We start from the raw sequence: 24,388 nt of genomic DNA on the forward strand, positions 1-24,388 counted from the left end.
GACACCACGGTAAAAACAAGTATACAATTGTTGAATTACTATTTTTTGACCAACTGGGGGATTCATATATTCGGACTGCTGATCTTTATTTCCTTTTACAGCTGGACCTTACTCTCTGTCCGAAAGATCCGGCTGCTGAAATCTGAGCCGGAAAGTATTTTGAATCAAGCCCATTATATTCCCGAAAAGCCACTTTTATCGGCTCTTCTCATTTCCTTGTTCATCACTTTTTTCCTGTATGACCATCCTCCGGTGGTCTTTATGGAAATCATTATGCTGGTATTGATTATAGCAACAGGTTTGCTGGTGAGAAAGACCTGGCCAAGACAGTTGTTCAGGTTCTGGATCATTGTTCTTTGTTTAACATTGGTTGCAGGTCTGAGTAACTTGTTTTTACTGGTTTCCTATACAGACCGGATCATTGTTTTTTTATTAGGTATAGCCGGAGCCGGAGCAGGCTGGCAGTTTTTACAGATTCTGAAGAATTCAAAGAATTCCTATCCGGAAAAATCCGTGTTATTTGTAAAGGTTTTTGTTGCTTTGCTCTTGTTCTCTGTTTTCTGCAATATCATAGGGCGTTTTAGTCTGGCAAAGATGTTCCTTGTCGCATCTGTGCTTGGAATCTGGCAGGCCATGAGCCTGGTTATTTTTGTCCGTGTATTGATGGAGGCCGTATTCCTGCAATTGGAAGCCAGTAAGGAAAACAGTGGAATGCCGACCTATTTCGACTTTGCACTCCTGCAGCAGCGCTTTAAAAGTGTGCTGAATATCATCGCTATTCTGTTGTGGCTGATCCTGCTGGCCGGAAATTTGAATATCCTGGATGCCTTGTATGATTTTGCAGCTAACCTGCTTACACAAACACGAAAGATTGGCGGCAACGAATTTACTTATGGCAGTATTGTGGTCTTTGTACTGGTTATCTGGGCAGCTACAGTAGTGAGTAAGGCCGTAAGCTATTTTTTCGAATTTGCAGATTATCATTCCACCTCTAAAAGCAAGAAGAACAAGTTGAGTTCTTCTATTTTACTCATCAAACTCGCTATATTTTCTGTAGGTTTTTTACTGGCTATTACAGCTTCAGGTATACCTATGGAGAAAATCACCATCATTTTGGGTGCGCTGAGTGTGGGTATCGGGTTTGGTCTGCAAACCATCGTGAACAATCTCGTTTCCGGAATTATCCTGGCGGTAGAAAAGCCGGTAGAGGTTGGAGATGTGATTGAAATAGGAACGAAGTCTGGTACGGTGAAAGAAATGGGCATCAGGGCCAGTAAAATTGCCACTGCAGATGGTTCAGAAATTATTGTGCCCAATGGAGACTTGCTCTCCCAGCACCTGACGAACTGGACCCTGAGCAATAACCACAGAAGGGTGGAACTCATCATTGGTGTAGCCTATGGGAGTGACCTAAAGGTGGTTAAAGACCTTTTTCACCAGATCATTGACAACCGGGAAGATATCATGCAGGATCCAAAACCTATGGTATTGATCCATTACCTGAATTCCAGTTCTGTAGATTTTAGAATTTTGTTCTGGGTAGAAGACATCAGTAACTGGGTCACGCTCAAGAGCCAGGTATTGAGCGATGTATATGAAGTGTTTTACAGGGAAGGAATTTCTCTTCCCTTCCCGCAGTCTGATGTCTATATTCATTACCCTGATCAACCGGCCGTTCAGGAGTCTAAAGAAGAGAAAGAGGATTAGTCTATTTATCCATCAACAGATTGACCAGTTCTTTCAATTCCTCCAGTTCCTGTTCCAGTTTAACCACCCGTTCTTCCAGTTCTTCATAATTTCTATGCTCTGCTGCGGTTGTTGGCAGGTTTTCTGTTTCCTGAGTTTCAGCTTCAGTTTCACCGCCAAACAACTGCATATATCTCGCTTCCTTTTGTCCAGGCCTTTTAGACAACTGTTTAAGGTAGGGTGGTTCGTCGGCCGAAAGTTTTTGAAGTATTTCCTGTATTTCTTCAATCGTTTCAAACTCATACATTCTTCCGGAATTCGTATTGATCTCTCCGGGGGTTAAAGGTCCTCTGAGTAAGAGCAGGCAGAGTATAGTCAACTCTGCAGGCAACAGCGGATAAACAATAGCCAGGTTATGTTTGTACTTAATGCTCCGGCTTCCTGCTCCGGTAGCTGTGCCAACCAGACCTTTTATTTTTAAAGCATTGAGGGTTAGTGTAACGGTTTCTTCATCGTAGTTCACAACCGGATTTCTGGATGTTTTCTGGTTGCAGGCAATAGTGATGGAATTAATGGTCATCGGATAATAATCCGGAGTGGTTTTACTTTTTTCAATCAGGACACCGAGAATCCTTTGTTCAATAGTGGTCAGGATCAGCAGAGGTTTCGTTTCTTCCATGCAAGTAAAGATAAAAATAATCCTTTTTGATGCTAATAAATCTTAATGAATTGCTGATCGGCAAGAATGCATGTGGAGCACAAACTGTAATTTGGCAGAACCAAATATAAAATAAATGAAAAGATTGATCCTTCTTAAGTGCTGCAAACGGGCAGTATTGACTTTGCTGGCTTTAACCTGTACATCAGTTGTTTTTGCAGAAACCATCGTCGTTTCTTCCGTTGCTGAATTGCAAAGCGCTATAGATAAGGTAAAACCTGGAACGGAGATCCGGGTAAAGGATGGACAGTATATAACTGAAACTGATATCCTGATCAGGGCACGAGGTACCGCAAAACAACCTGTACTCATCATTGCAGAACATGCCGGAGCAGTTGAAATATCAGGCAGGGGAGGTTTTAGCTTACTGGATCCGGCAACGTATGTCACCATTAGCGGTTTTAAATTTACACACCAGGCTTCAAAAGCCAAATCGGGAGCGGGAACAAGTTTTTGCCGCTGGACACATAATATTTTTGAAAATACAGGGAATGGAGAAGACCTTACACTGGCAGGAAACGATCAGGAAGTAGACTATAATACCTTTCAGAATAAGGCCAGTATGGGGCGTTTTATCGCTGTAAGAGGTCATGATAGTCAAATTGCCCAGCGCCTGCACATTCATCACAATTATTTTAATAATTTTTCGCAGCAAACCGGTAATGGGGCAGAGGCACTTCAATTTGGTTTGAGTGGTTTCAGTATGTCGACCAGCAACAGTATTGTAGAATATAATGTATTTGAAAGATGTGCCGGAGAAAATGAACTGATTTCAGTTAAAGCCTCGGGCTTGGTGCTGCGTTACAATACCATTAGGGATTGTCCGGCCCAGTTTACCTTACGTCATGGCAATAAGAACGCTGTATATGGCAATTATTTTACCCATACCCCAGGGCTTCGGATATTTGGCGACGATCAAACTGTTTATGGTAATTATTTTGAAGACTGTAAACCTGCAATTACGATTGGAAACGGAGATGGAGAAGTAGCCGATGGTAGTAAACTGACTGTTCACGACCGGCCAGACCGGATCCTGATTGCTTTTAATACGCTGATCGGTAATCCGGAGAACATCATTTTGCCCAACCGAAAAGATGGAATGGGCGCAACTCTGGTTACAGTAGCCTATAATGTGATCCAGGGAGGAGGCCAGGCCGCTATGATTGCAGGGCCACTTACTGGTGCAACATGGGAAGGGAACATGATCTTTAAAACCCGGAGCGCGGGAGATATGCCTGCAAGCGGCTATGTAGACAGAAACCCTGAACTGGAGAGGACAGCGAACGGTACATATGATTTTAAAAAAGGAAAAAGCCTCGCAGATCAGTTTGCAGCACGTTTCCCAACTGTAGGTTCAATGGCTCCTGTTCCGGTACTGACCGCAAAAGAGGTGGGGGCTGCTGCTGGTCAACGCTGAGAAATGTATGCAGCCTTCTGGAATATAATTACCTTTGGGGATGAATTCTATTCCAAAAAACCGGAAACACCTGATCATTTTAGGGATCGTTGTGTTTCTGTGCCTTTCTGCGATAGCCTTGTTTATGAACAGCAGGATCAAGCCCCGTATTGATCAGATCAGCAAGAGTATTGCAGGATATGCCTATGAGCAAAAGGCAACGAATGTGAATTATGAATTTAACAAGCTGATCAGTGGACTTCCTGCCGGAACAAGAATAGCAACCGGTTTAAAAGACGGGCCTGAATTCCTTAAAAACTCTGGTACCATCTATTCGGTGATCATGAATGATACAGCAGTAAGCCATGCCTGGTCTGCCGTATTGACTAAAAAAGATACCTCCTTTCATACCTTTGGAAGAGGCGGCCAGGATGGAAATGCAAAAACAAAAGCTTTTGCAACACATTGGGTAAAAAAAGCATTTTCTCTTCAAAAACAAACAGCGCAATCTGCCGGTATCCTATTCAGCGTAAGCGATTCACTGCATTGGCTGGTGGCCTCTGCCTGCCGGCTCAAAGACTCTAGTCTGGTGGTGGTCGGACTGGATATTAACCTCAAAAAATTTCAGAATTATTTGTGGAATGTGAAGGATAAGAGTAAAGCCTACGCCATTATTTTTAATGAAGAGGGATACTGTATTTCACACCCCGAAATTAAGTTTATCGGTCAGCGTCTCCTGGATCCTAAAAAGACAAGTCTCGCAGAAAAAGTATTGGGAGATAGTGCAATCCTTAAAGAAACCATATTTTCCAATTATCTTGCCGTTCCGGTGATCAGATCTTATTCTCCGCTCAGAATTGGGCCAATGAACTGGATTATGGCCATTGATACCCCCGTTTTTGTTGTGGATGATGAGGTCAATGATATTGAACGAAATGTGATCGGAATGGGCATCCTTTCCGTCCTGATCATTGTTGGGGTGGTGGCCTACCTTCAAAAGAAGTGGCAGAATGAATTTATAGGTCGCGAACAAGCCGAAGCCAACAGGAAAACACTATTGCTCGAACGTCAGGAACTCCAGATGGTAACCGAAAAGCAGGAAAAAGAAAATGCGCTCCTGCAGCTGAAGGTTTTAAAAGATAAGGTCAATCCACATTTCCTTTTCAATTCCATGGGCTCACTGAATGCCCTGATTGACCGGGACCCTAAACTGGCCAGGGAGTTTATTGTACGTTTATCCAAGGTGTACCGTTACCTGCTCGATAGTTATCCAAATGGGCAGGCGAGTGTGAAGGAAGAGTTGAACTTTGCCAGCCAGTACTGGTTCTTGCTGAACATTCGGTTTGGCGAAGCCATGCTTCCCTTAGAAGTCAATGTAAAAGAGAAACATCTGAAGAAGAATCTACCCTTTATGAGCCTGCAGATTGCCCTGGAAAATGCCGTGAAACACAACATTGTGTCTAAACAAAACCCGTTGGAGATCAAAATCAAAAGTGAAGGAGAGGAGATTGTTGTGGTCAACAATTATCAACCCAGGAGTCATGTGGACAATTCGGGTAAACAAGGCATTTCCTATTTACTCAGTACCTATCAGCATTTTGGAGGGCCGGTTTTAAGACATGGCATTTATGGTACCGAGTACCGTTGTTATTTTCCTTTGCTCTAATCTTCATAGAAATTTAACCTGCCGGACACAATTTATTCACTCCGGCTATTTGCGGTTTCACTGCTAAATCTCACTGATTCACTCCTGCTGCTTTTATAATCTATAAAATATAGGTCATTTTTAAAGGGTAATTAAGCAGAGACTAAAGAATGATAAGACCTTTACTACTAAGTACAACACTTACGGTAGCCCTTTTGTTTTCGGTTCCCGGACAAGCACAGCAAAAAAAGAAAACCCAGAAGATAGATCTAAAGAAAAAACAACCTGCAGATTCCTTAAAAAAGAAGCTTGATCAGGACACTGTTAAAAAAGGAAATCTAAAAGACTATAAGACTTTACTTAAAAAAGCAAAGACTACTGATGGTATTTTTAAAGTACACCAGGTAGAAACAGACTATTATTTTGAGATCCCGCTGAAAATGTTGGGAAAAGACTTTTTACTGGTCAACAAAATCTCTTCTGTGCCTTTAGCCGTTAATGAGGCAGGGGTAAATAAGGGAATGAATTACGAAAATAAGGTCATTCGTTTTTATCAAAATAAACTGGCAAAGACGGTATGGGTAAAAACCATAGTGCCGCAGGTAGAATCTCCGGAAGGCGATGCGATCACACAATCTGTAAAAGATAATTTTACAGGCTCAGTTATAGAAAACTTTAAGATCGAAGCGTATACTCCAGATTCTTCTGCTGTAGTCATCAAAGTGAATAAAGTATTTGATGGAACAGAGAAGAGCTTTAACGACGTATTCAATCATCTGAATTTTGGCACCAGCCCTAAAACAGCCTTGTCCGCTATAGAGCACATCAAGAGTTTTCCTCAGAATATTGTCGTAAGGTCATTATTAAGTACTTCTGTAACAGAAGGTCAGAGCACCATTGCGGTCAGTATGGCCGTAACTACGAATTTATTGCTGTTGCCTGAAAAGCCAATGAAACCCCGTTTTGCAGACAACCGGGTTGGATTTTTCAGTACACCGAGATGGTATTTTTCAGATAGCCAGCAGAAAATGGAGACCAGGGAACTGATCACCAAATGGAAACTGGAACCCAAGCCGGAAGACCGTGCACGTTATCTGAAAGGCGAACTGGTAGAACCGGAAAAACCAATCGTATTTTATATAGACCCTTCTACACCTAAACAGTGGAGATCTTATATCATAGACGGTATCCACGACTGGCAAAAAGCATTTGAAGCCGCAGGTTTCAAAAATGCCATCCAGGCCAAACTGGTTACAGATACCGCCGATTTTGATGGTGACGATGTTCGTTACTCTGTGGTCACCTATGCTGCATCTCCTAAATCAAATGCGATGGGGCCTGCAGTAGTTGATCCCAGATCAGGAGAGATCCTGGAATCAGATGTGATCTGGTGGCATAATGTAATGACTTCTCTGCAGTACTGGATGAGGATCCAGACCGGAATTATAGATAGCGGAGCAAGGAAGAATAATTTTAGCGTAGAGCAGATGGGACATGCCATCCGTTTTGTGTCTTCACACGAAATTGGACATACTTTAGGTTTGAAGCACAATATGGGTGCATCATTTGCCTACCCGGTAGATTCCCTGCGTTCCCCGGCCTATACTTCCAGAATGGGAGGAACGGCACCTTCAATTATGGACTATGCCAGGTTTAACTACGTTGCACAGCCAGAAGATCATGTAACTAATATTACCCCGCAAATAGGCGTCTATGATAAATATGCCATAGCCTGGGGCTACCGCTGGTTAGACAATGCCGACCCGCGCGAGGACTTGAAAATACAAAAACAGTGGATAGCCAAACATCAGCATGATCCTTTGTACCACTACGGTGAACAACAAGAAGGTCTGAATATTGTAGACCCGAGAGCCCAGTCAGAAGATATTGGTGATAATGCGATGAAAGCTGGTGAATACGGTTTAAAGAATCTGCAGCGTCTGGTTCCCCAGATCAGAAACTGGGCCGCAGAACCTGGAGACAACTATTATCAGGCCGGTAAATTATATATGGCCGCCATTTGGCAGTGGAATACCTATACAGACCATGTAATTTCCAATATCGGCGGGTATTACCTCGAAAATCCCGTAGAGGGAGATGGTAAAAAAGCTTACACACCAGTACCAAAGGCAACGCAGCAGGAAGCCATGAGCTTTTTAAAGAAGCAATTGTTCAGCCTTCCACAGTGGCTGTTTAATCCCGAATTGTTGTCCAGTACCTTTGCGGTTAAAGACACACCTTACGGTCCTTTTGAATACGGCCCCTACAATCTGAAACGCGAGCAGCAGTACAGTTTAATGTACGGACTGGTGAGCGATGAGCGTTTGCTGAGGATGCTGGAAATGGAAACGATACATGGAGATAAAGATGTGTATACAGTTTCTGAATTATTGAAAGAGGTCCGCGAAACGGTATTTCAACCCACCATTAAAGGAAGAAGCTTATCTCTGGATGAGCGTATGGCAGAACAGAACTATGTAGATGTATTGCTGGTTGGTACAGATAAGTTAATGGAAAAGGTCAACAAAAAAGCCCTGCAGCCGGTAACTGCCCTAAACAATAACCTCCCTGAATTATGCGACCTGACACCTCGTGCTTTTAAAGAGGAGAAAGCCAGTAGCGGGGCAGAACTGAGAACAGTATACGTAAGTTCTATGGTGCGTACTTCTGACGTTGCTCCTGCTAAAAGAGGAGAGCTGATCAAAATTTTACATCTGCTTGAGAAAAGTAAAAAAAGTGGTAATGAGGAGACCAGAAGCCATTATTTAGACCTGATTTTAAGGATTCGACAAAGCCTGAGAATGAATTAAACTGAATCAATAAACTATAAACCAATAAATTTGCACAAATGAATAAACTTTTACTAATGTTTTTCCTGTTTGCGATTGGCCTTAAAAGCTTTGCACAGGAACAAACCACCATCACAGGAACGGTGCTGTCAGAGGAAGACGGACGACCTATTCCAGGTGCATCGGTGTTCGTGGACAAATCCGGAATCGGTGAACAGTCAAGTCCTGGAGTGATCCAGAATTCGGTGATTGGCGCAGTAACCAATACTGATGGACATTTTACTTTAAAGGTTCCTGCAGGAACCACTTATTTGAAGGTGAGTTACCTGGGTTACAATTCGGCTTTAGTCAACATCAAGAATAAAACCAATATTACAGTTTCCTTAACCAGCGACAACAATGTGTTGAACGAGGTTATCGTAAACGGTTATACCGATATTGCTAAACGTAAGAACACCACTTCAGTAGCGAAACTAAACTATGACAACATTCGCCAAAGCGGTGTTTCCGGGATTGACCAGATGTTGCAGGGACAGGTAGCCGGTGTGTCCGTGACCAATTTAAGCGGAGGTCCTTCTTCGGCACCTAAGATCCGCATCCGCGGAACGGTTTCGTTGAACGGGACACAAGATCCTTTGTGGGTTTTGGATGGTTTGCCTTTGGAGGGTACAGATTTACCGAAGAACATCCAGGATAAAGAAAATATCGATCAGCTGCGCAATTTGCCGATTTCAGGCTTAAATCCAGATGATATTGAGGACATCACCATTTTAAAAGATGCTGCAGCTACAGCCATTTATGGAGCAAGGGCAGCCAATGGTGTCATCGTGATCACCACTAAAAAAGGTAAAAAAGGTCCGATGGCAATTAATTTCAGTGCCAATACTTTTATTGATCAGAGACCCGATTTTAGTAAACTGAACTTGATGAATGCTACCGAGAAGGTAGATTTTGAACTTGGGCTGGCTTCCAGATCAGATTTAACTTATAGGGATAATCTGGGTGCGGTGTCCAGAATCCTGAACAAGTCAGGGGAACTGAATGCCTATAGAAATGGCGGTTTTTCTGCCCTTAATCTTTCCACACAACAACAAATCAATGCTTTGCGCAACACCAATACTGATTGGGGAAAGGAATTATACCAGGCTGCAGCTAACCAGCAGTATACGCTGGGATTATCCGGAGGAACAGACCAAGCCAGCTATTATTTTTCAGGTGGCTACTATAATGAGAAAGGTTCAACCATAGGAACAGGACTCAAAAGGTACAATACCACTTTAAAAACAGATTTTATCATCTCGCCAAAATTAAAATTCGGTGCTTCTTTATTCGGTTCGGTGACCAATCAGAATAACTATCTGACAGAATCAGACTCGTTTACAAGCCCTTCCAGATACGTCAGAAATGTAAACCCTTATTTAACGCCAAGAGATGCAAGTGGTGCTTATATCTATGACCCGGATATCCAGGGTACTGCCAATTTAAGCGGCGATGTATTTGTGCCTTTCAATATTCTGGAGGAGCGCGAGAATACCAGGTATAAATTGAACAACAAGAGCTTTAAAGGTATTTTTGATGTCAATTATAAGATTCTGAAAGAATTGAATTTCCGTTCTGAAATGGGACTGCAGTTTGAAGAAAATGGTTCGGAAAAATATGGTAGTGCAGATACTTACTATGTACGTAAATACCGTGAAAAGTCAAGGTTTTACAATTCTGCCACCAAGAAGTACGAATATTTCCTTCCTGCCGGAGGTGTAATCCAAAACCAGAATACTTCTTTCTTCCAGTACAACTGGAAAAATATTTTTGAGTTCAATAAAGTGATCAATGAAAAACATGAAATAGAAGCCCTGGCTGGTGCAGAATTTCGCCGCACTAAAAACCAGGCAGTCATGACCCGGGGATTTGGTTATAACGACAGAACGCTTACCACACAGGACATCATATATCCTAACGCCAATTTTACAACTGGTGATTCAAACCCTTTCAGAAACTATCAGAAAACATGGCTTGAGAACGCTTATGCCTCTTTTTACGGTACGCTTTCTTATACTTATGACAGAAAATACACTGTATATGGAAGCATTCGTTATGATGGATCTGACCTTTTTGGTGTAGACCCTAAGTATAAATATCTACCCATTTATTCGGTATCTGGTGCATGGAATGCCAGAGAAGAAGAGTTTGTTAAAGACATTAAATGGATTTCCAATCTGCGTTTTAGATCTTCTTACGGTATCCAGGGAAATATTGACAAAAACACTTCTCCGGCGATTGTAGGCGTGTATGGCAATACGAATATTTTGCCAGGTGGAAACGAAACAACCATCAATGTAACCAATCCGCCGAACCAGAAATTACGTTGGGAAAAGACGGCAACCTTTAATGCTGCGGTAGATCTGGGCATACTTAATAATGCAGTGCAGTTTACTTTGGAATACTATAACCGCGTCAGTAAAGACCTGATTGGCATCCAGGAACTGCCTTTGGAGAATGGTTTTGACAATACCAACAGCAACTGGGCCCAGGTAAACAACAGGGGGTTGGAGTTGAGCATTTCCACACGGAACATCAGCACCAAAAACTTCAACTGGTCTACAGACTTTAATATTGCCCATAACAAAAGCAAGGTGATACGTGAAAAAGTTAGTCTCAAGTCGTTTGCGCCTTCAAAAGAAGGTTATCCTCTGAATGCGCTTTTCGTACTTAAAACAAATGGCTTGGATGCTAATGGAATTCCTCAGTTTATGCAAAACGGCAAAACAGTTTCTATGGAGAATTTTTATAAGTTGTATGATCCATATGCAGACTTTTTTCCTGGTGAATTTACACAAAGTAATTTGAGCAATAAGGAATACCAAAGCTTGTTTACTTATGCGGGTGATAGGGATCCAAAATACACGGGAGGTTTGGTAAACCGTTTCCGTTATAAGAATTTCGATCTGGCGATTTCAGCGATTTTCAATATAGATCAAATGGTGCTGGCCAATCCTGCCTATAACCCTGGTTTGCTGGACCGTGGGCAGAATTACACCAGAGATGTATTAAATGCATGGACGCCATCTAATACAGGATCTACGTTACCGGCGCTTATTGGTAAAGATACAGGCGATGGCAGCAGATGGATGGCTTATAACTGGTTAAATGGTGGTGACCCGGCCAATTCTTACAATAGTCTGGACATATGGGCAAAGAAAATGAGTTATGTAAGGATCAACAGTATCCGTTTTGGTTATACGCTGCCTTCAAAAATTTCAGGTAAGATTAAAGCAAACAGCCTGCGCATAAGTGTAGAAGGGCGAAATATGCTGGTATTCGGATCTGATTACAAAGGGTACTTCGATCCGGAAACTTATGGCAATATCTATGCTCAGCCCATTTCAAAAAGCATATCTATTGGTTTAAACGCAACTTTTTAATTTAAATCAGATGAAGAAATTAATTACACTCAGCCTGGTTGTCTTGTCTATGGGGATCAGCAGCTGCAAAAAATATTTAGACATCACTCCTGTAGGAAAAGTAATTCCTACAACTGCCGCAGATTTTAGGGCATTATTAACCTCTGGTTATTCTACTTTTCCAAGGCATAAAGCTCTACTGGCGGTGCGCACGGACGAATTTCTCCTGGATGAAGACAGCCAGGATTTTCCAACATTAAAAGATATTTACAGCTGGAACGATGCAAATCCAGATGGGCTTACCGCTCCACTGCCATACATGGATTTTTACAAAACCGTTTTTTGTGCGAATGAAGTGATCCAGGATGTAGATGCTAAAGCAGGTATATCTGCCGAGACCGCACAGATAAAAGGAGAGGCTTACCTTTTAAGAGCATATGCGCATTTTGAGTTGCTCAATATGTATACTAAAACCTATAATAAAGCGACGGCTGGTACGGATAAAGGTGTGCCTATTGCAACAGGCATAGATCTGGAACAGAAATTTCCGCAGGCAAGTGTAGAAGCTGTTTATACGCAGATTTTTTCAGATCTAGCTGCAGGCCAGCAATTGTTGAACGTAGACAAATGGGAAGCAGGAAAGAACTATCGCTTCGGTAAAAGAGCTGCACAGGCGCTTGCAGCCAGAATCTATGAATTCAGAGGAGAATGGGACAAAGCATTAACAGCAGCACAAAATGTTTTACAAGCCAACAATGCACTTGAAGACTTAAACGTTAGCGGAAGTTTGCTTCCAAACAACTATCAGTCTAAAGAAAACATCATGTCGCTGGAAGATGTAATGGATGCAAGGACTTCTAATATTGGCATCGTTTCCGCTCATCTGATCGGAATTTACGATCAAGCCAACGACTTACGTTTTTCAGCTTACTTCGGTAAATCGGGCAGTCGTTACGTTTCCCAGAAAGGAAACTCCAATGCCTTGAAAATTACGTTCAGGAACGGCGAAATGTACCTGATTGTGGCAGAGGCATCCTTACAAACGGGTAACAAAGACCTTGCGCTGCAACAATTACTGGCCTTAAAAGTCAAACGTTTAAAACCAGCCTATTTCCAGACAGAGAAGACCCGGATATCTGCACTTTCTTCTGCAGATCTGCTAAAAGAGGTGTATGCAGAACGTGAACGCGAACTCGCCCTGGAAGGCCATAGATGGTATGATTTAAAACGTTACGGGCAACCGGAACTCAAACATTCCGTAAGCGGCATAGAATATACCCTGCAAAAAAATGACCCGAGATATACGCTGAGGTTTCCAAAGGCAGCATTAGCTAATAATCCAAACTTACAACAATAGATATATTAGGTTAGGTGAATAATCTGTTGGCTCCGGTTTCTTTTGAGACCGGAGTTTTTTTGTAAATTTACAGCTGGTATTTCGAAACAACCATGACTGTACTGATTATAGAAGATGAAGAACTGGCAGCACAGGAGCTGAAAAGTATGCTGCTTGAATCCGATCCGGGCATAGAAGTATTGGGCATGATCGAAACCGTTGCAGGAGCTGTTCAATGGCTCAAAAACCATCGGGCAGACCTGATCTTTATGGATATCCATCTGGGAGACGGAGAAAGTTTTCAGATCTTTCAGCAAGTACAGATTCAAAGTCCGGTTGTATTCACCACCGCTTACGACCAATATACTTTAAAAGCTTTTAAACATCAGGGCGTAGATTATCTGCTGAAGCCTTTTGATAAGGAAGATGTTGTTCAGGCCATCAAAAAAGTACAAGGTTTGCGGCAACTAGGCGCAGTTCCCGCGGTGGTTTATCCCAGAACACGCTTTATGGTCAAAATGGGGACCCGTCTTAAAGCCGTTCAAGCCCATGAAATTGCCTATTTTATGGCCGATGATAAGTATCTGTTCCTGGTTACCCGCGATCAGCAAAACTATATTATAGAAGAAACGATCACCAGCCTGGAACCTCAGTTGTCTACCGCCGATTTTTTCAGGATCAACCGGAAATTCATCATTCACATAGATTCCATTAAAGAAATGTATAAGGTTTCCAGAAACAGGGTCCGGGTGGTCCTGGATCCGGAACCGGAGCAGAATCCACAGGTATTGGTTACTGAAGAACGTGCAGAGGCCTTTAAGGCTTGGCTGAACCTGTAGTATTTTAACATTCTTTAACACTAATTAACAACTCCTACACAGTGAGATAACTAATTTTGATAAACTGCCAAATTAAAATTAGAGCTCATGAAACATTACCAACGCATCAATAATCTCCTCGGATTTGTTCTATTCTCTGTTGCCCTTATTGTTTACTGGTTAACCATGGAACCCACAGTCAGCTTCTGGGACTGCGGAGAATTTCTCTCTGCCTCCAATAAGCTGCAGGTAGGGCATCAGCCCGGAGCACCTTTGTTTTTGATGATTGGTAAAATGTTCTCTCTGCTGGCACTCGGACATACCGGAAGAATTGCCTATTGGACCAATTTCCTCTCCGTAGTGGCCAGCGCGGCAACGATTATGTTCTTATTCTGGACCATCACAGCCCTGGCTTCAAAGGTATTTGTAAAGAAACAAAGCCAAACTGAAATGTGGGCTATTCTGGCTGCAGGAGCTATAGGTGCACTGGCTTATACTTTTTCAGATACCTTTTGGTTTTCTGCGGTAGAGTCGGAAGTTTACGCTCTGTCAATTCTGTTTACGGCCATTACGTTCTGGGCCATTCTGAAATGGGAAAGGGAATTGGATGATCGTTGGCTGGTGTTTATTGCTTTCATGATCGGGCTCTCTATCGGGGTACATCTGCTCAGCTTGCTGACCATACCTGCCGTTGTGCTGATCTATTATTTTAAAAAGACAAGTCAGCCAAATTGGAAGGGGCTACTGAAAGCTTTTGCAATCGGATGCGTACTGGTGGGTATCGTACAATTTTTTCTGATCCAGTACCTGGTGTTGCTGGCCGCTAAATTCGATCTGTTCTTTGTCAACCAGCTGGGCACGGCTTTTGGTGCTGGAGCCTTATTTTTTCTGCTTCTGGTTGCAGCATCATTGATTGCCGGAATTCTTTATACTGTAAAAACTAAAAAATATCAGTTAAACCTGGGCTTAATCTGCCTGACCTGTTTATTGATAGGTTACAGCTCTTACTTTCTGATCATCATCAGGGCCAATGCCAAGACCAGTCTGAACCTGAGCAATCCAGACAATGCCTTTGGCTTATATGATTACCTTGGCCGTACCAGTTATGGTGAAACGCCATTGGTCTATGGACAAACCTTTGATGCTAAAGTGACCGATAATACAATTAACGGAAAAACCTATAGAAGGGGGCCTTCGAAATATGAAGTGTCTGGCAACAATTATAAAACCACTTACGATAAAAATCAACTCTTTCCGCGGATGTACAGCAGCCGGGCAGACCATGTACAATTTTATCGCCAATGGCTCAATATGGGAGAAGATGAGCATCCTTCCTTCCTGCAAAACTTAAGCTTTTTTTCCAGTTATCAGGTTGGTTTTATGTACTGGCGCTATTTCTTATGGAATTTTGCCGGGAAGCAAAACGATATGCAAAGCCAGGGCGAAATACAGAATGGCAACTGGATTACCGGAATCAAAGTGCTGGATAAAGCCAGACTGGGCAGTCAGACGAATTTACCAGCTTCAGTTATAGAGAATAAAGGTCATAATGTATTTTACGGATTGCCCCTGCTGCTGGGTGTTATTGGCATGATCTGGTTGTATCGGAAAAGTAAATCTATGAGTATAGTCCTTGCGGCACTGTTCTTCTTTACAGGTCTGGCGATCATTCTGTACCTGAACCAGGATCCCTTGCAGGTGAGAGAAAGGGATTATGCCTATGTTGGCTCTTTTTATGCCTTTGCCATCTGGATCGGTCTTGGCGTGTTGGGTATAAAGGAATTTCTGGGCAGGTGGGCTGCGCCGAAATGGAGTTTGGCTATAGCGGCTGGCTTATGTCTGGTCGTTCCTTATCTGATGGGAACCGCTGGCTGGGATGATCATGACCGCTCGGGAAAAACTACCGCTCTGGACTGGGCAAAGAATTATTTGAATTCCTGTGCCAAAGATGCCATTTTATTTACCACAGCCGACAATGATACTTTCCCTCTATGGTATGCCCAGGAAGTAGAAGGTTTCAGAACGGATGTCAGAGTGGTTAATATCCAGTATTTATCAGATCCAGCCTATATTACGCAGATGAAAAAACGACTTCGCCAATCGGCACCATTGCCGATCAGTATGAACGAAGATCAGTATAAAGCAGGGCTGAGGGATGTATTTCCATATGTGGATTATGGTTTGAAAGACAGTGTTGAGCTCTCTGATCTTTTTGCGGTAATGACTTCCGATCAGAAAGCGGACCAGGTGGAAATGAACGATGGCAGTTACGCCAATTTTGTTCCGTCAAGGAAATTAAAACTCAGCATCAACAAAACAGCTTTACTGGAATCCAATATCATCAGGAAGGAAGACAGTGATAAGCTGACAGATGTAATGGAATGGGATTTTAAAAAGAACTATGCAACCAAGCCAGATCTGGCCATCTTTGACATCCTGGTACACAACAACTGGAAACGGCCAGTGTATTTTGAAAGCTCGGTGTCTAATGACACTTATATGGGGTTGGATAAGTACCTTTATCTGGAAGGCTATGCCTACCGCCTTTTACCGTTTAAAACAGATAAAAAAGACAAAGAAGAGCGGACTCATACTTCAGTGATGTACAGCAATGTGATGAATAAACTGGAGTTTTCCGGATTTAAGACAGCAGCTTATATGGATCCTGAAAGCAGGAGGGTATTGGATCAGACCTGGAGATTGCACAATACGCTGGCCGGAAATCTCCTGGCAGAAGGGAAAAAGACAGAAGCACACAGACTGATGGTCAAAAGCCTGGATGAACTTCCGGTAAAAAACTATTCCATCAGAGACAGTATCCTCAGGCTGGGTACCATCACGAATCTATATGATCAGCAGGACTTTGCCCGGGCCGGTAAACTGACCACTGAAACAGCCAACTTCCTTGCGGGAGAACTTCATTATATGGTGTCTTTAGAACCTAAATTTCAGGAGGCTTACCTGGAAGATGCCCGCCTCGGCTTTTCTGTACTGCAGGAACTTGGGAAACTGACAGAACAATACGGTCAGACGGAACAACATAAGAAGATTATGGAGCAGCTTTCCATGCTGCAAAGGGTATCTTCAGGCGTATAGGGATAAATCCTTTCCAAAGACTTTGCCCGGCTTTGTTATTTGAGTTAAAGTATATAGCTTTATTCAATGATGAAGGAAGAGCAACCTAATGAGGAAGATGTATTGCTGGGCGTGGTGTCTCATGTGCTGAGTTTTACATTGGGTGAGTTTTGCAAGTATGGCTATCTGCTGGCTTTTGAAAAGGACCTATCCGATTTAAAAGGTTTGGTAGATGCCGCTTCTATGTACGAGAATGACTATGAAGTTCTGGAGGGTGTAAAGGATCCGGCTGTTCAACTGTTGCTACAGTCCTCAGATAAGGTTTTTAATTGCAGTAAAACCTATCTGATGATTAATTCGCTGGATGAATTTGAAGTCATGACGAATGAAGAGTTTAATCAGCATGCATCCAATAACTATCATTTTTATGTGGACCAGCCTTTAGGCCAATCCTATACAGAGTTGATGGAGGAAACCTGCCATCTGTATTTTTCATTAATGCATATGATCTATCATACCTGCTGTCAGCTGGATCTTGGGCGGATCGATTTACCAGACGAATTATTTGATGATTTCTATACAGGATTTCTGGATGTAATTGATGGCTGCGGGACGCCTACAGAAGACAAGAACATTAAACTACTTTATGATCTGCTCTTCGAACTGAACCAGGATATGAAACGAATGGAAGAACTGCGCTAATTCAGGTTGTATTTCTCCATTCCTGCTGCGGGTACCCAGCTGGATGCGGGTTCATAGTAATGCCAAAGCATCCGGCTCAGGTTTCTGATCAGTACCCAACCCTCATTGGATGCAGTCCAGGAGATATCCTTTTGGTTTTTTGTAGTGACACAAAATACATAATCTCCATGAGGTGCATTGACCAGTACCACTTCAGAGCGGGCTTCGTCTACTGCACCTGATTTCGAAGCGGCCTGAATATAAGGCGGAATTTGAGATAATGCCTCCTGGTCAAAATAGATCCGGATCAGATTCCGGTAGATGCGTTCTGAGGCGGCTTCATTAACTAGTTTCCCATTTCTGATCAGGGTAAGCAGGGTTGCCATTTCTTTAGGGGTGGTCTGGCCCCAGCCATATTTTTTCTGATTTTCCTGTCTGCCGGGAGTTCTGGAATTGACACGTGTATAGGTTAAGCCATATTGAGCCATCAGGTCATTGATTGCCGTACCTGTTCCGGCCAGGGATTGTGCCCAAAGACTTGCGGTGTTATCACTGGTGGTGATCATGAGCATGAGTACCTTCGAAAGTGCAATCTGTTCCCCATTTTTGAAACTGCCTAAAATGTCTTCACCTGCGTAAAGTAAGCTGTCTTTATAGGTCAGTACACTTTTGTAATCCAGCTGGCCTTTTTCAATCTGATTAAATACGCCAGCCGTAATGGCTACCTTAACCATACTGGCTGTAGGAAAGATGCTGTCTGCATTGATTCCTGCAGATTTGCCTGTTTTGAGATTTTTAACGTAAACTCCAACATCCCCATTAAAGCCCTTAACAAGCTTCCGGAGCATTTGCTCAAGTTTAGCGTCGCTGGTCTCTCGCTGTGCGAATACAGCGAAACTCAGCAAGGCCAGGCTTAATGTCAGCAAAATGGTTCTCATCATACTTTAAATCAAGAGCAAAAAACAAGAGCAAAAAAAAGCCCCTGGTTTACAGGGGCTTTTTATATAATATAATTTAGAAAGAAAAATCATCAATGCCCTTGGCACCATTTCCTTCTTGATTTTCAGAATATTCGTAACGTTTTTCTATAACTTCCTGGTGATTTTTGATATAATCTACAGTTTCATTTAGTCCTTCCGCAAACTTTTCAAAATCCTCTTTGTATAAAAAGATCTTATGCTTTACAAATACGCCGTCCTCTAGTCTTTTTTTACTTTCGGTTAAGGTTAAGTAATAATCACCTGAACGTGTCGCTTTTACATCGAAAAAATAAGTTCTTTTACCTGCCCTTACTTTCTTAGAAAAAACCTCTTCTCTCTCTTTGTTGTCAAATTCTCCCATGGTTGGTACTGATCTTGGTTTTTGGTTCGGGTAAATATAAAGCAATAATTATTAAAGTTCAAAATAGAATTAAAGAGATTTATTTTCTTCTTCCAATAATTGATGCTGATACATCTCCCTGTAGGCTCCATTTAGGTCTAACAGAGACTCGTGTGTACCCTGTTCGATGATTCTTCCTGCATCCATTACAATAATCTTGTCTGCATTTTTTATGGTAGAAATGCGGTGTGCAATTAAGATACTGGTCTTTCCTTTCATAATCAGGCCAAGATTACGGAGTATTTCTTCTTCGGTTTTGGTATCTACAGCAGAAAGGCAATCGTCGAAGATCAAAATTTTAGGCTCTTTGATCAACGCACGTGCAATAGATACCCGCTGTTTTTGTCCACCGGAAAGTGTAATGCCTCTTTCGCCCAGCATGGTTTCAAATTTCAGATCAAAGTCAATGATATTATGATATACTGCTGCACTTTTTGCCGCATTTTCCACTTCCTCATCGGTCACCTGGTCCAGGCCAAATGCAATATTGTTTTTAATCGTATCAGAAAAAAGGAACACCTCCTGCGGAACAAAACCAACCTGATTGCGGTAAGGACCTAACTGCAGGTTCTTCAGATTTTGTCCGTTAAGCAGTATTTCTCCCGAATCTACATCATACATACGCATGATCAGATTGGCAAGTGTAGATTTTCCTGACCCTGTTCGGCCTATGACGGCTACGAACTGACCTTTTTCTATCTCGAAACTGACCTTTTCCAGTGCCTTGATGCCTGTGTCCGGATAGGTGAAACTGACCTCGTTAAAACGGATGCTACCATCAAAAGGTGCCGGGTCTACATGGCCGGAAACAATGTCTGGATGCAGTTCCAAAAATTCGTTGATCCTTTTCTGAGAGGCTGCTGCACGCTGGATCAGCGTAGTTACCCAGCCCAGCATGGTTACCGGAAAAGTCAGTTGATTGACGTAAACGATAAACTCAGCAATGTTTCCCGCGGTTATAGAGCCATTAATCACTTGTTTGCCGCCTATATATACGGTCAAAATTGTACTCAGCCCAACCAATAAGAGCATTGTAGGGTAAAAGAAAGCTTGTACTCTGACCAGGCTCATGGAATTTTGCTTATAGCCTTCGCTTTCCTGGGCAAAAATAGCTTTGGTATGGTTTTCCCGCACATAAGACTTAATGACCCGTATGCCCGAGAAGCGTTCCTGAACAAAACTGGAAAGTTTTGACAGTTGTTCCTGGATTTGCTCACTCTTTTTATTGATCTGTGTATTGACAAAATAAATGGTGACCACCAGTACCGGCAAAGGAAGCAGACAAAAAGTAGCCAGTTCTGCATTGACCATATACATAGACGTAATGATCAGTAAACATTGAACAGCTGTATTGAGCGCGTACATAATGGCAGGCCCAACATACATTCTTACCCGGTTCACATCTTCAGTAGCCCTGTTCATTAAATCTCCTGTGTTGTTGCGGCGGTAAAAACCCAGGCTTAATTTTTGATAGTGGGCATAGATCTCATTCTTCATATCAAACTCTATATGTCTTGACATGAGGATCAGCGTTTGCCGCATGAAGAATAGAAACAGACCTCTGATCAGATACAGGAAAAGTACCAGTGCGCCAAAATAAAATAAACTGTAACTGAAAATATCATAGATAATAGACTGCCTTTCGAAACTGGAAAATAGGTTGTATATCTGGATGTTTTCGGTAATCAGGTTGAAGGCATGACCAATAACCTGTGCCGGGATGACCCCAAAGATGTTTGATATAATGACAAAGAAAACACCCGGAACAATCCACCACTTATATTTATAGAAGTACTTATTTAAAAAACGAAGGTGTTTCATGAGCAGGTAAAGTTAGACAAAGGCAGGTAATTTTTTTAAAGACTTTCGTTAAAACTAGGTAAAATAATGTTTTTTTATGCTAGTTTTGCGACATATCTGATAATTATAAGCGTATGTCTGATAACAGCTCTGTGGTAACTTCTATTTTGGATCAATTAAGTGCATTAGGTCATAAGAAAGTTGTTTTTTGTAACGACCCCGATACGGGTTTAAAAGCCATTATTGCCATACATGATACCACACTGGGACCTGCATTGGGCGGAACACGCATGTGGAATTACAATTCTGAATCAGAAGCATTGGAAGACGTTCTGAGATTATCCAGAGGAATGACCTATAAATCTGCCATTACCGGATTGAATCTTGGCGGCGGAAAAGCTGTGATCATCGGAGATTCCAGAAAAGGCAAATCAGAAGCCATGATGCGTAGTTACGGACGTTTTATTAAAAATCTGAACGGCGAATTTATCACTGCAGAAGATGTGGGTACAACCACAAAGGATATGGAATATATCCGTATGGAAACCAGCCATGTTACAGGTGTTCCCGAATCTATTGGTGGTGCGGGAGATCCGTCGCCTTATACCGCAAAAGGCGTTTATCTGGGGATTAAGGCTTGTGTTAAAGAAGTTTTTGGAACAGATATGCTGGCCGGAAGATCTGTGGTCGTTCAAGGTATAGGGAATGTAGGAGAGCATCTGGTCGAGTTGTTGAGGAATGATAACGTAGAAGTTTTTATCAGCGATATCAACGAAGAGCGCTTACAGTATGTAGCCAGGAAGTATAAAGCAAAACCTGTTGAAGCAGATAAGATCTTTGCGCTTGATGCAGATATTTACGCACCTTGTGCATTGGGTGCAACCGTTAATGACAAGACTATTGCCAAAATGAAATTTGCCATTATTGCCGGTTCAGCAAACAACCAGCTGGCAGATGAAACCAAGCATGGTGCACTCTTGCTGGAAAAGAATATCTTGTTTGCACCAGATTATCTGATCAATGCAGGCGGTCTGATCAATTGCTATTCTGAACTGACTGGCTTTGGCAGAAAAAGGACGATCCAGCTCACTGAAAATATTTACGATGCAACACGCAACGTGATCCGTTTATCAAAAAAAGACAATATTCCTACCATTTTAGCTGCAAACCGTATTGCCGAACAAAGAATGGCAGACATTAAGAAAATCAAATCATCATTTTAATACACACATAAACAGGTAAATTTACCACTCGTTCTTACATTCATGTTAAACAGAAGGCACCTAAGAATTAAAGCTTTGCAAAACATATTTGCATGGCAAATGTCAGATAAGAAAGATCTGACTTCATCAAAGAAAGCATTGATGAAAAGTATTGACGACGTCTACGAAATGTACGTCCGCATGCTTGCCCTTATATCTGAAATCACAGAGTATACTGCTGTTGATGCCATTGAAAGGTCTAATAAACACTTTCCGACAGAAGAGGATCTGAATCCCAATCAGAAACTGCTGCACAATGCATTTATTGTTTTATTACAGAAAAATCCTGAATTTCAGGCTGCTGTTAACAAATACCAGATCAACTGGAATGCAGAACCGGATTTCATTAAAACCATTTACAACAAACTGAAAAGTACGCCTGAATATGCGGCATATCTGGAAGGTGACAATGAAGGATTGGAGGAATCCAAAGAGATCATTAAGTTTATCTTTAGAAAGATCATTCTTAAAAACCAAAATATCATCCAGGCTTTTGAAGATAAATTTATCAACTGGTCTGTAGATAAAGAGGTGATGCAGGGGATGGTGGCTAAAACACTGAAAAATTTCACTTCTGAGGACCCATTTGCGAATAAACTGACGCCCATTAGCCAGGACTGGCCGGAAGACAGTAAGTTTGTACAGGATCTATTTGCCTATACTTTAAAAAATTACGATAAATACCAGGAGCTTATTGCTGAAAGAACTAAAAACTGGGAGTCTGAGCGTATTGCTTTGATGGATACCATTCTGATGAAAATGGCGATTTGCGAATTGCTTAACTTTCCATCTATTCCCGTTAAAGTAACCATTAACGAGTATCTGGATTTATCAAAAGATTACAGTACACCGAAAAGTAACTCATTTATTAACGGTATCTTGGACAAAATTTTGGGCGATTTAAAACGCACAAATAGCATTAAGAAAATTGGACGGGGATTAATAGACGAATAATCACATGAAACACTTATTTGTATTGGGCATTGCCGGTGTATTACTGGCTTCCTGCCACCAGGGAACGGCTAAACAAGATGTAAAAGCCGGCAGTTTAACAGATACGACATCCAGTGCCGCAAAACCTGCTTCCCCGGATGCTGCAGTCCTTTCTTTTGAAAAGGAAAGCTATGATTTTGGAAAGATCAAACAAGGAGAAAAAGTACATTACGACTTCAAATTTAAAAATACTGGAAAAAGCCCGCTGATCATTTCCAATGCAACGGCGACTTGCGGGTGTACCATTCCTGAGCCACCTGCTGAACCGATTAAGCCTGGTGAGGAAAGTATGATCAAAGTGGTTTTTAACAGTGCCGGTAAAATGGGAATGCAGGACAAAGTAGTTACCATCACATCTAATGGCAATCCGAATACCAATCAGGTGCATTTAACTGGAGAAGTGACTCAACCTTAATATTTTATTAAAAAAACAAAAAAGACAATATGACTACAGGAATAGTAATTTTACAAGCAGGCGGAAATGGAATGTTGGGTACTTTAATCCCAATGGTTCTTATCATGGTGGTGTTTTATTTCTTCATGATCAGACCGCAGGTTAAAAAAGCAAAAGACCACAAGAAACTGGTTGAGGAATTGAAAAAAGGAGATAAAATTGTAACTACTGCCGGTATCCACGGTAAAATTGTAGATATGAATGAAACTACTTTCCTGATCGAAGTTGAGGGTGGTACTAAAATCAGATTTGATAAAACTGCGATTTCATTAGATGCAACCAAGGCTACTTTGCCTAAAGCATAATTGAGATGATCATTTGAAATATTTAAGCCGCTTCATGCGGCTTTTTTTTATGCGCCTGGGTTTTGTGTTTGCTGGCATTGTCATTATTTCGTATAAACAAAAAAGGGATAAGAATATTTTCAGGCTGCACCAGCTTAGGCAGCCTGAAGGGGCTGCAAACCTGCTAAGGCCTGAAAATATTCTTATCCCTTTTTTGTTTGCAGGGCGCCTATAACATGGGGGGCAACATAAATGTAGTAAAGATGAGATGTCATTCACCTGCGGATAGCGGAATTGTTTCTCTGATTAATAGGTAATCCTTTACATTATTGTATTTTTGTTTACTTTACAGTATGCCGATCATAAAATTAACAAAAATAGAACGAAAGCGATTTTTGACCCTTGTGGTCTGTTTGCTGCTGGCCCTGGGTGGTTGGTTGTTCCTTGCGTTAAATAATAAATATGTATATACGGCAAAAACAGTCCTGATCTACACCAATGTACCGCAGAAAAAGGCATTTCACCCCCTGCAGTCGGATACGGTAGACCTGCAGGTAGAAGGTACGGGCTGGCAGTTGTTATTTGCCAGGCTCAGGATCAAACCTCAGTCTATTTCCATCAGTCTGGATAAGCTGAATAACCGGAATTTTGTGCTGTTTTCAGAACAGTT

The 24,388-nt window shown here is 41.9% G+C and carries 17 protein-coding genes and 1 pseudogene; 14 read left to right on the forward strand and 4 right to left on the reverse strand.

Annotation, left to right across the window (positions count from 1 at the left end; all coding sequences use genetic code 11):
• On the forward strand, nt 1-1,707 hold a 1,707-nt coding region (locus VNZ46_RS27195), incomplete at its 5' end, for a mechanosensitive ion channel family protein (protein ID WP_325564474.1).
• 1 nt (nt 1,708) lies between these two features.
• Here the strand turns inward: VNZ46_RS27195 and VNZ46_RS27200 are convergent.
• Complete coding sequence (locus VNZ46_RS27200; RefSeq protein ID WP_325564476.1) at nt 1,709-2,365, reverse strand: YceH family protein; 657 nt, start codon at nt 2,363-2,365, stop codon at nt 1,709-1,711.
• A 115-nt stretch (nt 2,366-2,480) separates the two neighbouring features.
• On the opposite strand from VNZ46_RS27200, the gene VNZ46_RS27205 reads away from it, so the two are divergent.
• The 8 genes from VNZ46_RS27205 to VNZ46_RS27240 all read left to right on the forward strand — a co-directional run bounded on the left by VNZ46_RS27205 (nt 2,481) and on the right by VNZ46_RS27240 (nt 17,566).
• Nucleotides 2,481-3,821 carry a polysaccharide lyase 6 family protein gene (locus VNZ46_RS27205; RefSeq protein WP_325564478.1) on the forward strand — a complete coding sequence of 447 codons (1,341 nt, stop codon included), beginning with the start codon at nt 2,481-2,483 and terminating at the stop codon, nt 3,819-3,821.
• Nucleotides 3,822-3,861: 40 nt separating this feature from the next.
• Nucleotides 3,862-5,466: a histidine kinase gene (locus VNZ46_RS27210; RefSeq protein WP_325564480.1), complete on the forward strand. Its 1,605-nt coding sequence runs from the start codon at nt 3,862-3,864 to the stop codon at nt 5,464-5,466.
• Nucleotides 5,467-5,615: 149 nt separating this feature from the next.
• The gene (locus VNZ46_RS27215) at nt 5,616-8,255 is read left to right on the forward strand and encodes a zinc-dependent metalloprotease (RefSeq protein WP_325564482.1); all 2,640 of its coding nucleotides are present in this window, start codon (nt 5,616-5,618) and stop codon (nt 8,253-8,255) included.
• 38 nt (nt 8,256-8,293) lie between these two features.
• Complete coding sequence (locus VNZ46_RS27220) at nt 8,294-11,656, forward strand: SusC/RagA family TonB-linked outer membrane protein (RefSeq protein ID WP_325564484.1); 3,363 nt, start codon at nt 8,294-8,296, stop codon at nt 11,654-11,656.
• 10 nt (nt 11,657-11,666) lie between these two features.
• Entirely contained in the window at nt 11,667-12,992 is a 1,326-nt protein-coding gene (locus VNZ46_RS27225) for a RagB/SusD family nutrient uptake outer membrane protein (protein WP_325564486.1), read from the forward strand.
• Nucleotides 12,993-13,084: 92 nt separating this feature from the next.
• The gene (locus VNZ46_RS27230) at nt 13,085-13,810 is read left to right on the forward strand and encodes a LytTR family DNA-binding domain-containing protein (protein ID WP_325564488.1); all 726 of its coding nucleotides are present in this window, start codon (nt 13,085-13,087) and stop codon (nt 13,808-13,810) included.
• Between the two features lie 87 nt (nt 13,811-13,897).
• Entirely contained in the window at nt 13,898-16,885 is a 2,988-nt protein-coding gene (locus VNZ46_RS27235; RefSeq protein WP_325564490.1) for a DUF2723 domain-containing protein, read from the forward strand.
• Nucleotides 16,886-16,951: 66 nt separating this feature from the next.
• On the forward strand, nt 16,952-17,566 hold the full coding sequence (locus tag VNZ46_RS27240) for a hypothetical protein (protein ID WP_325564492.1): 615 nt from the start codon (nt 16,952-16,954) through the stop codon (nt 17,564-17,566).
• On the opposite strand, the gene VNZ46_RS27245 is transcribed toward VNZ46_RS27240, so the two are convergent.
• The 3 genes from VNZ46_RS27245 to VNZ46_RS27255 all read right to left on the reverse strand — a co-directional run bounded on the left by VNZ46_RS27245 (nt 17,563) and on the right by VNZ46_RS27255 (nt 20,746).
• Nucleotides 17,563-18,486 (reverse strand): serine hydrolase, encoded by a 924-nt coding sequence (locus tag VNZ46_RS27245; RefSeq protein WP_325564494.1) that lies wholly within the window; start codon nt 18,484-18,486, stop codon nt 17,563-17,565. The genes VNZ46_RS27240 and VNZ46_RS27245 overlap by 4 nt on opposite strands.
• Before the next feature lie 73 nt (nt 18,487-18,559).
• Nucleotides 18,560-18,886 (reverse strand): DUF3276 family protein, encoded by a 327-nt coding sequence (locus VNZ46_RS27250; RefSeq protein ID WP_133777736.1) that lies wholly within the window; start codon nt 18,884-18,886, stop codon nt 18,560-18,562.
• Between the two features lie 69 nt (nt 18,887-18,955).
• The gene (locus VNZ46_RS27255) at nt 18,956-20,746 is read right to left on the reverse strand and encodes an ABC transporter ATP-binding protein (protein ID WP_325564497.1); all 1,791 of its coding nucleotides are present in this window, start codon (nt 20,744-20,746) and stop codon (nt 18,956-18,958) included.
• Nucleotides 20,747-20,859: 113 nt separating this feature from the next.
• Here VNZ46_RS27255 and VNZ46_RS27260 point away from each other — a divergent pair, with 113 nt between their 5' ends.
• From VNZ46_RS27260 to VNZ46_RS27280, 5 genes and pseudogenes are all read left to right on the forward strand, one after another.
• The gene (locus VNZ46_RS27260) at nt 20,860-21,948 is read left to right on the forward strand and encodes a Glu/Leu/Phe/Val dehydrogenase (protein ID WP_325564499.1); all 1,089 of its coding nucleotides are present in this window, start codon (nt 20,860-20,862) and stop codon (nt 21,946-21,948) included.
• Between the two features lie 99 nt (nt 21,949-22,047).
• Nucleotides 22,048-22,941 (forward strand): transcription antitermination factor NusB, encoded by an 894-nt coding sequence (gene nusB, locus VNZ46_RS27265; RefSeq protein WP_325564501.1) that lies wholly within the window; start codon nt 22,048-22,050, stop codon nt 22,939-22,941.
• Nucleotides 22,942-22,945: 4 nt separating this feature from the next.
• Nucleotides 22,946-23,395 (forward strand): DUF1573 domain-containing protein, encoded by a 450-nt coding sequence (locus tag VNZ46_RS27270; RefSeq protein WP_325564503.1) that lies wholly within the window; start codon nt 22,946-22,948, stop codon nt 23,393-23,395.
• 29 nt (nt 23,396-23,424) lie between these two features.
• Nucleotides 23,425-23,739 carry a preprotein translocase subunit YajC gene (yajC, locus tag VNZ46_RS27275; RefSeq protein ID WP_133777733.1) on the forward strand — a complete coding sequence of 105 codons (315 nt, stop codon included), beginning with the start codon at nt 23,425-23,427 and terminating at the stop codon, nt 23,737-23,739.
• A gap of 332 nt (nt 23,740-24,071) precedes the next feature.
• A pseudogene (locus VNZ46_RS27280) lies at nt 24,072-24,388 on the forward strand (YbbR-like domain-containing protein); the annotation flags it as partial.

It is taken from the genome of Pedobacter sp., from assembly GCF_035566355.1.
Classification (GTDB): Bacteria; Bacteroidota; Bacteroidia; order Sphingobacteriales; family Sphingobacteriaceae; genus Pedobacter.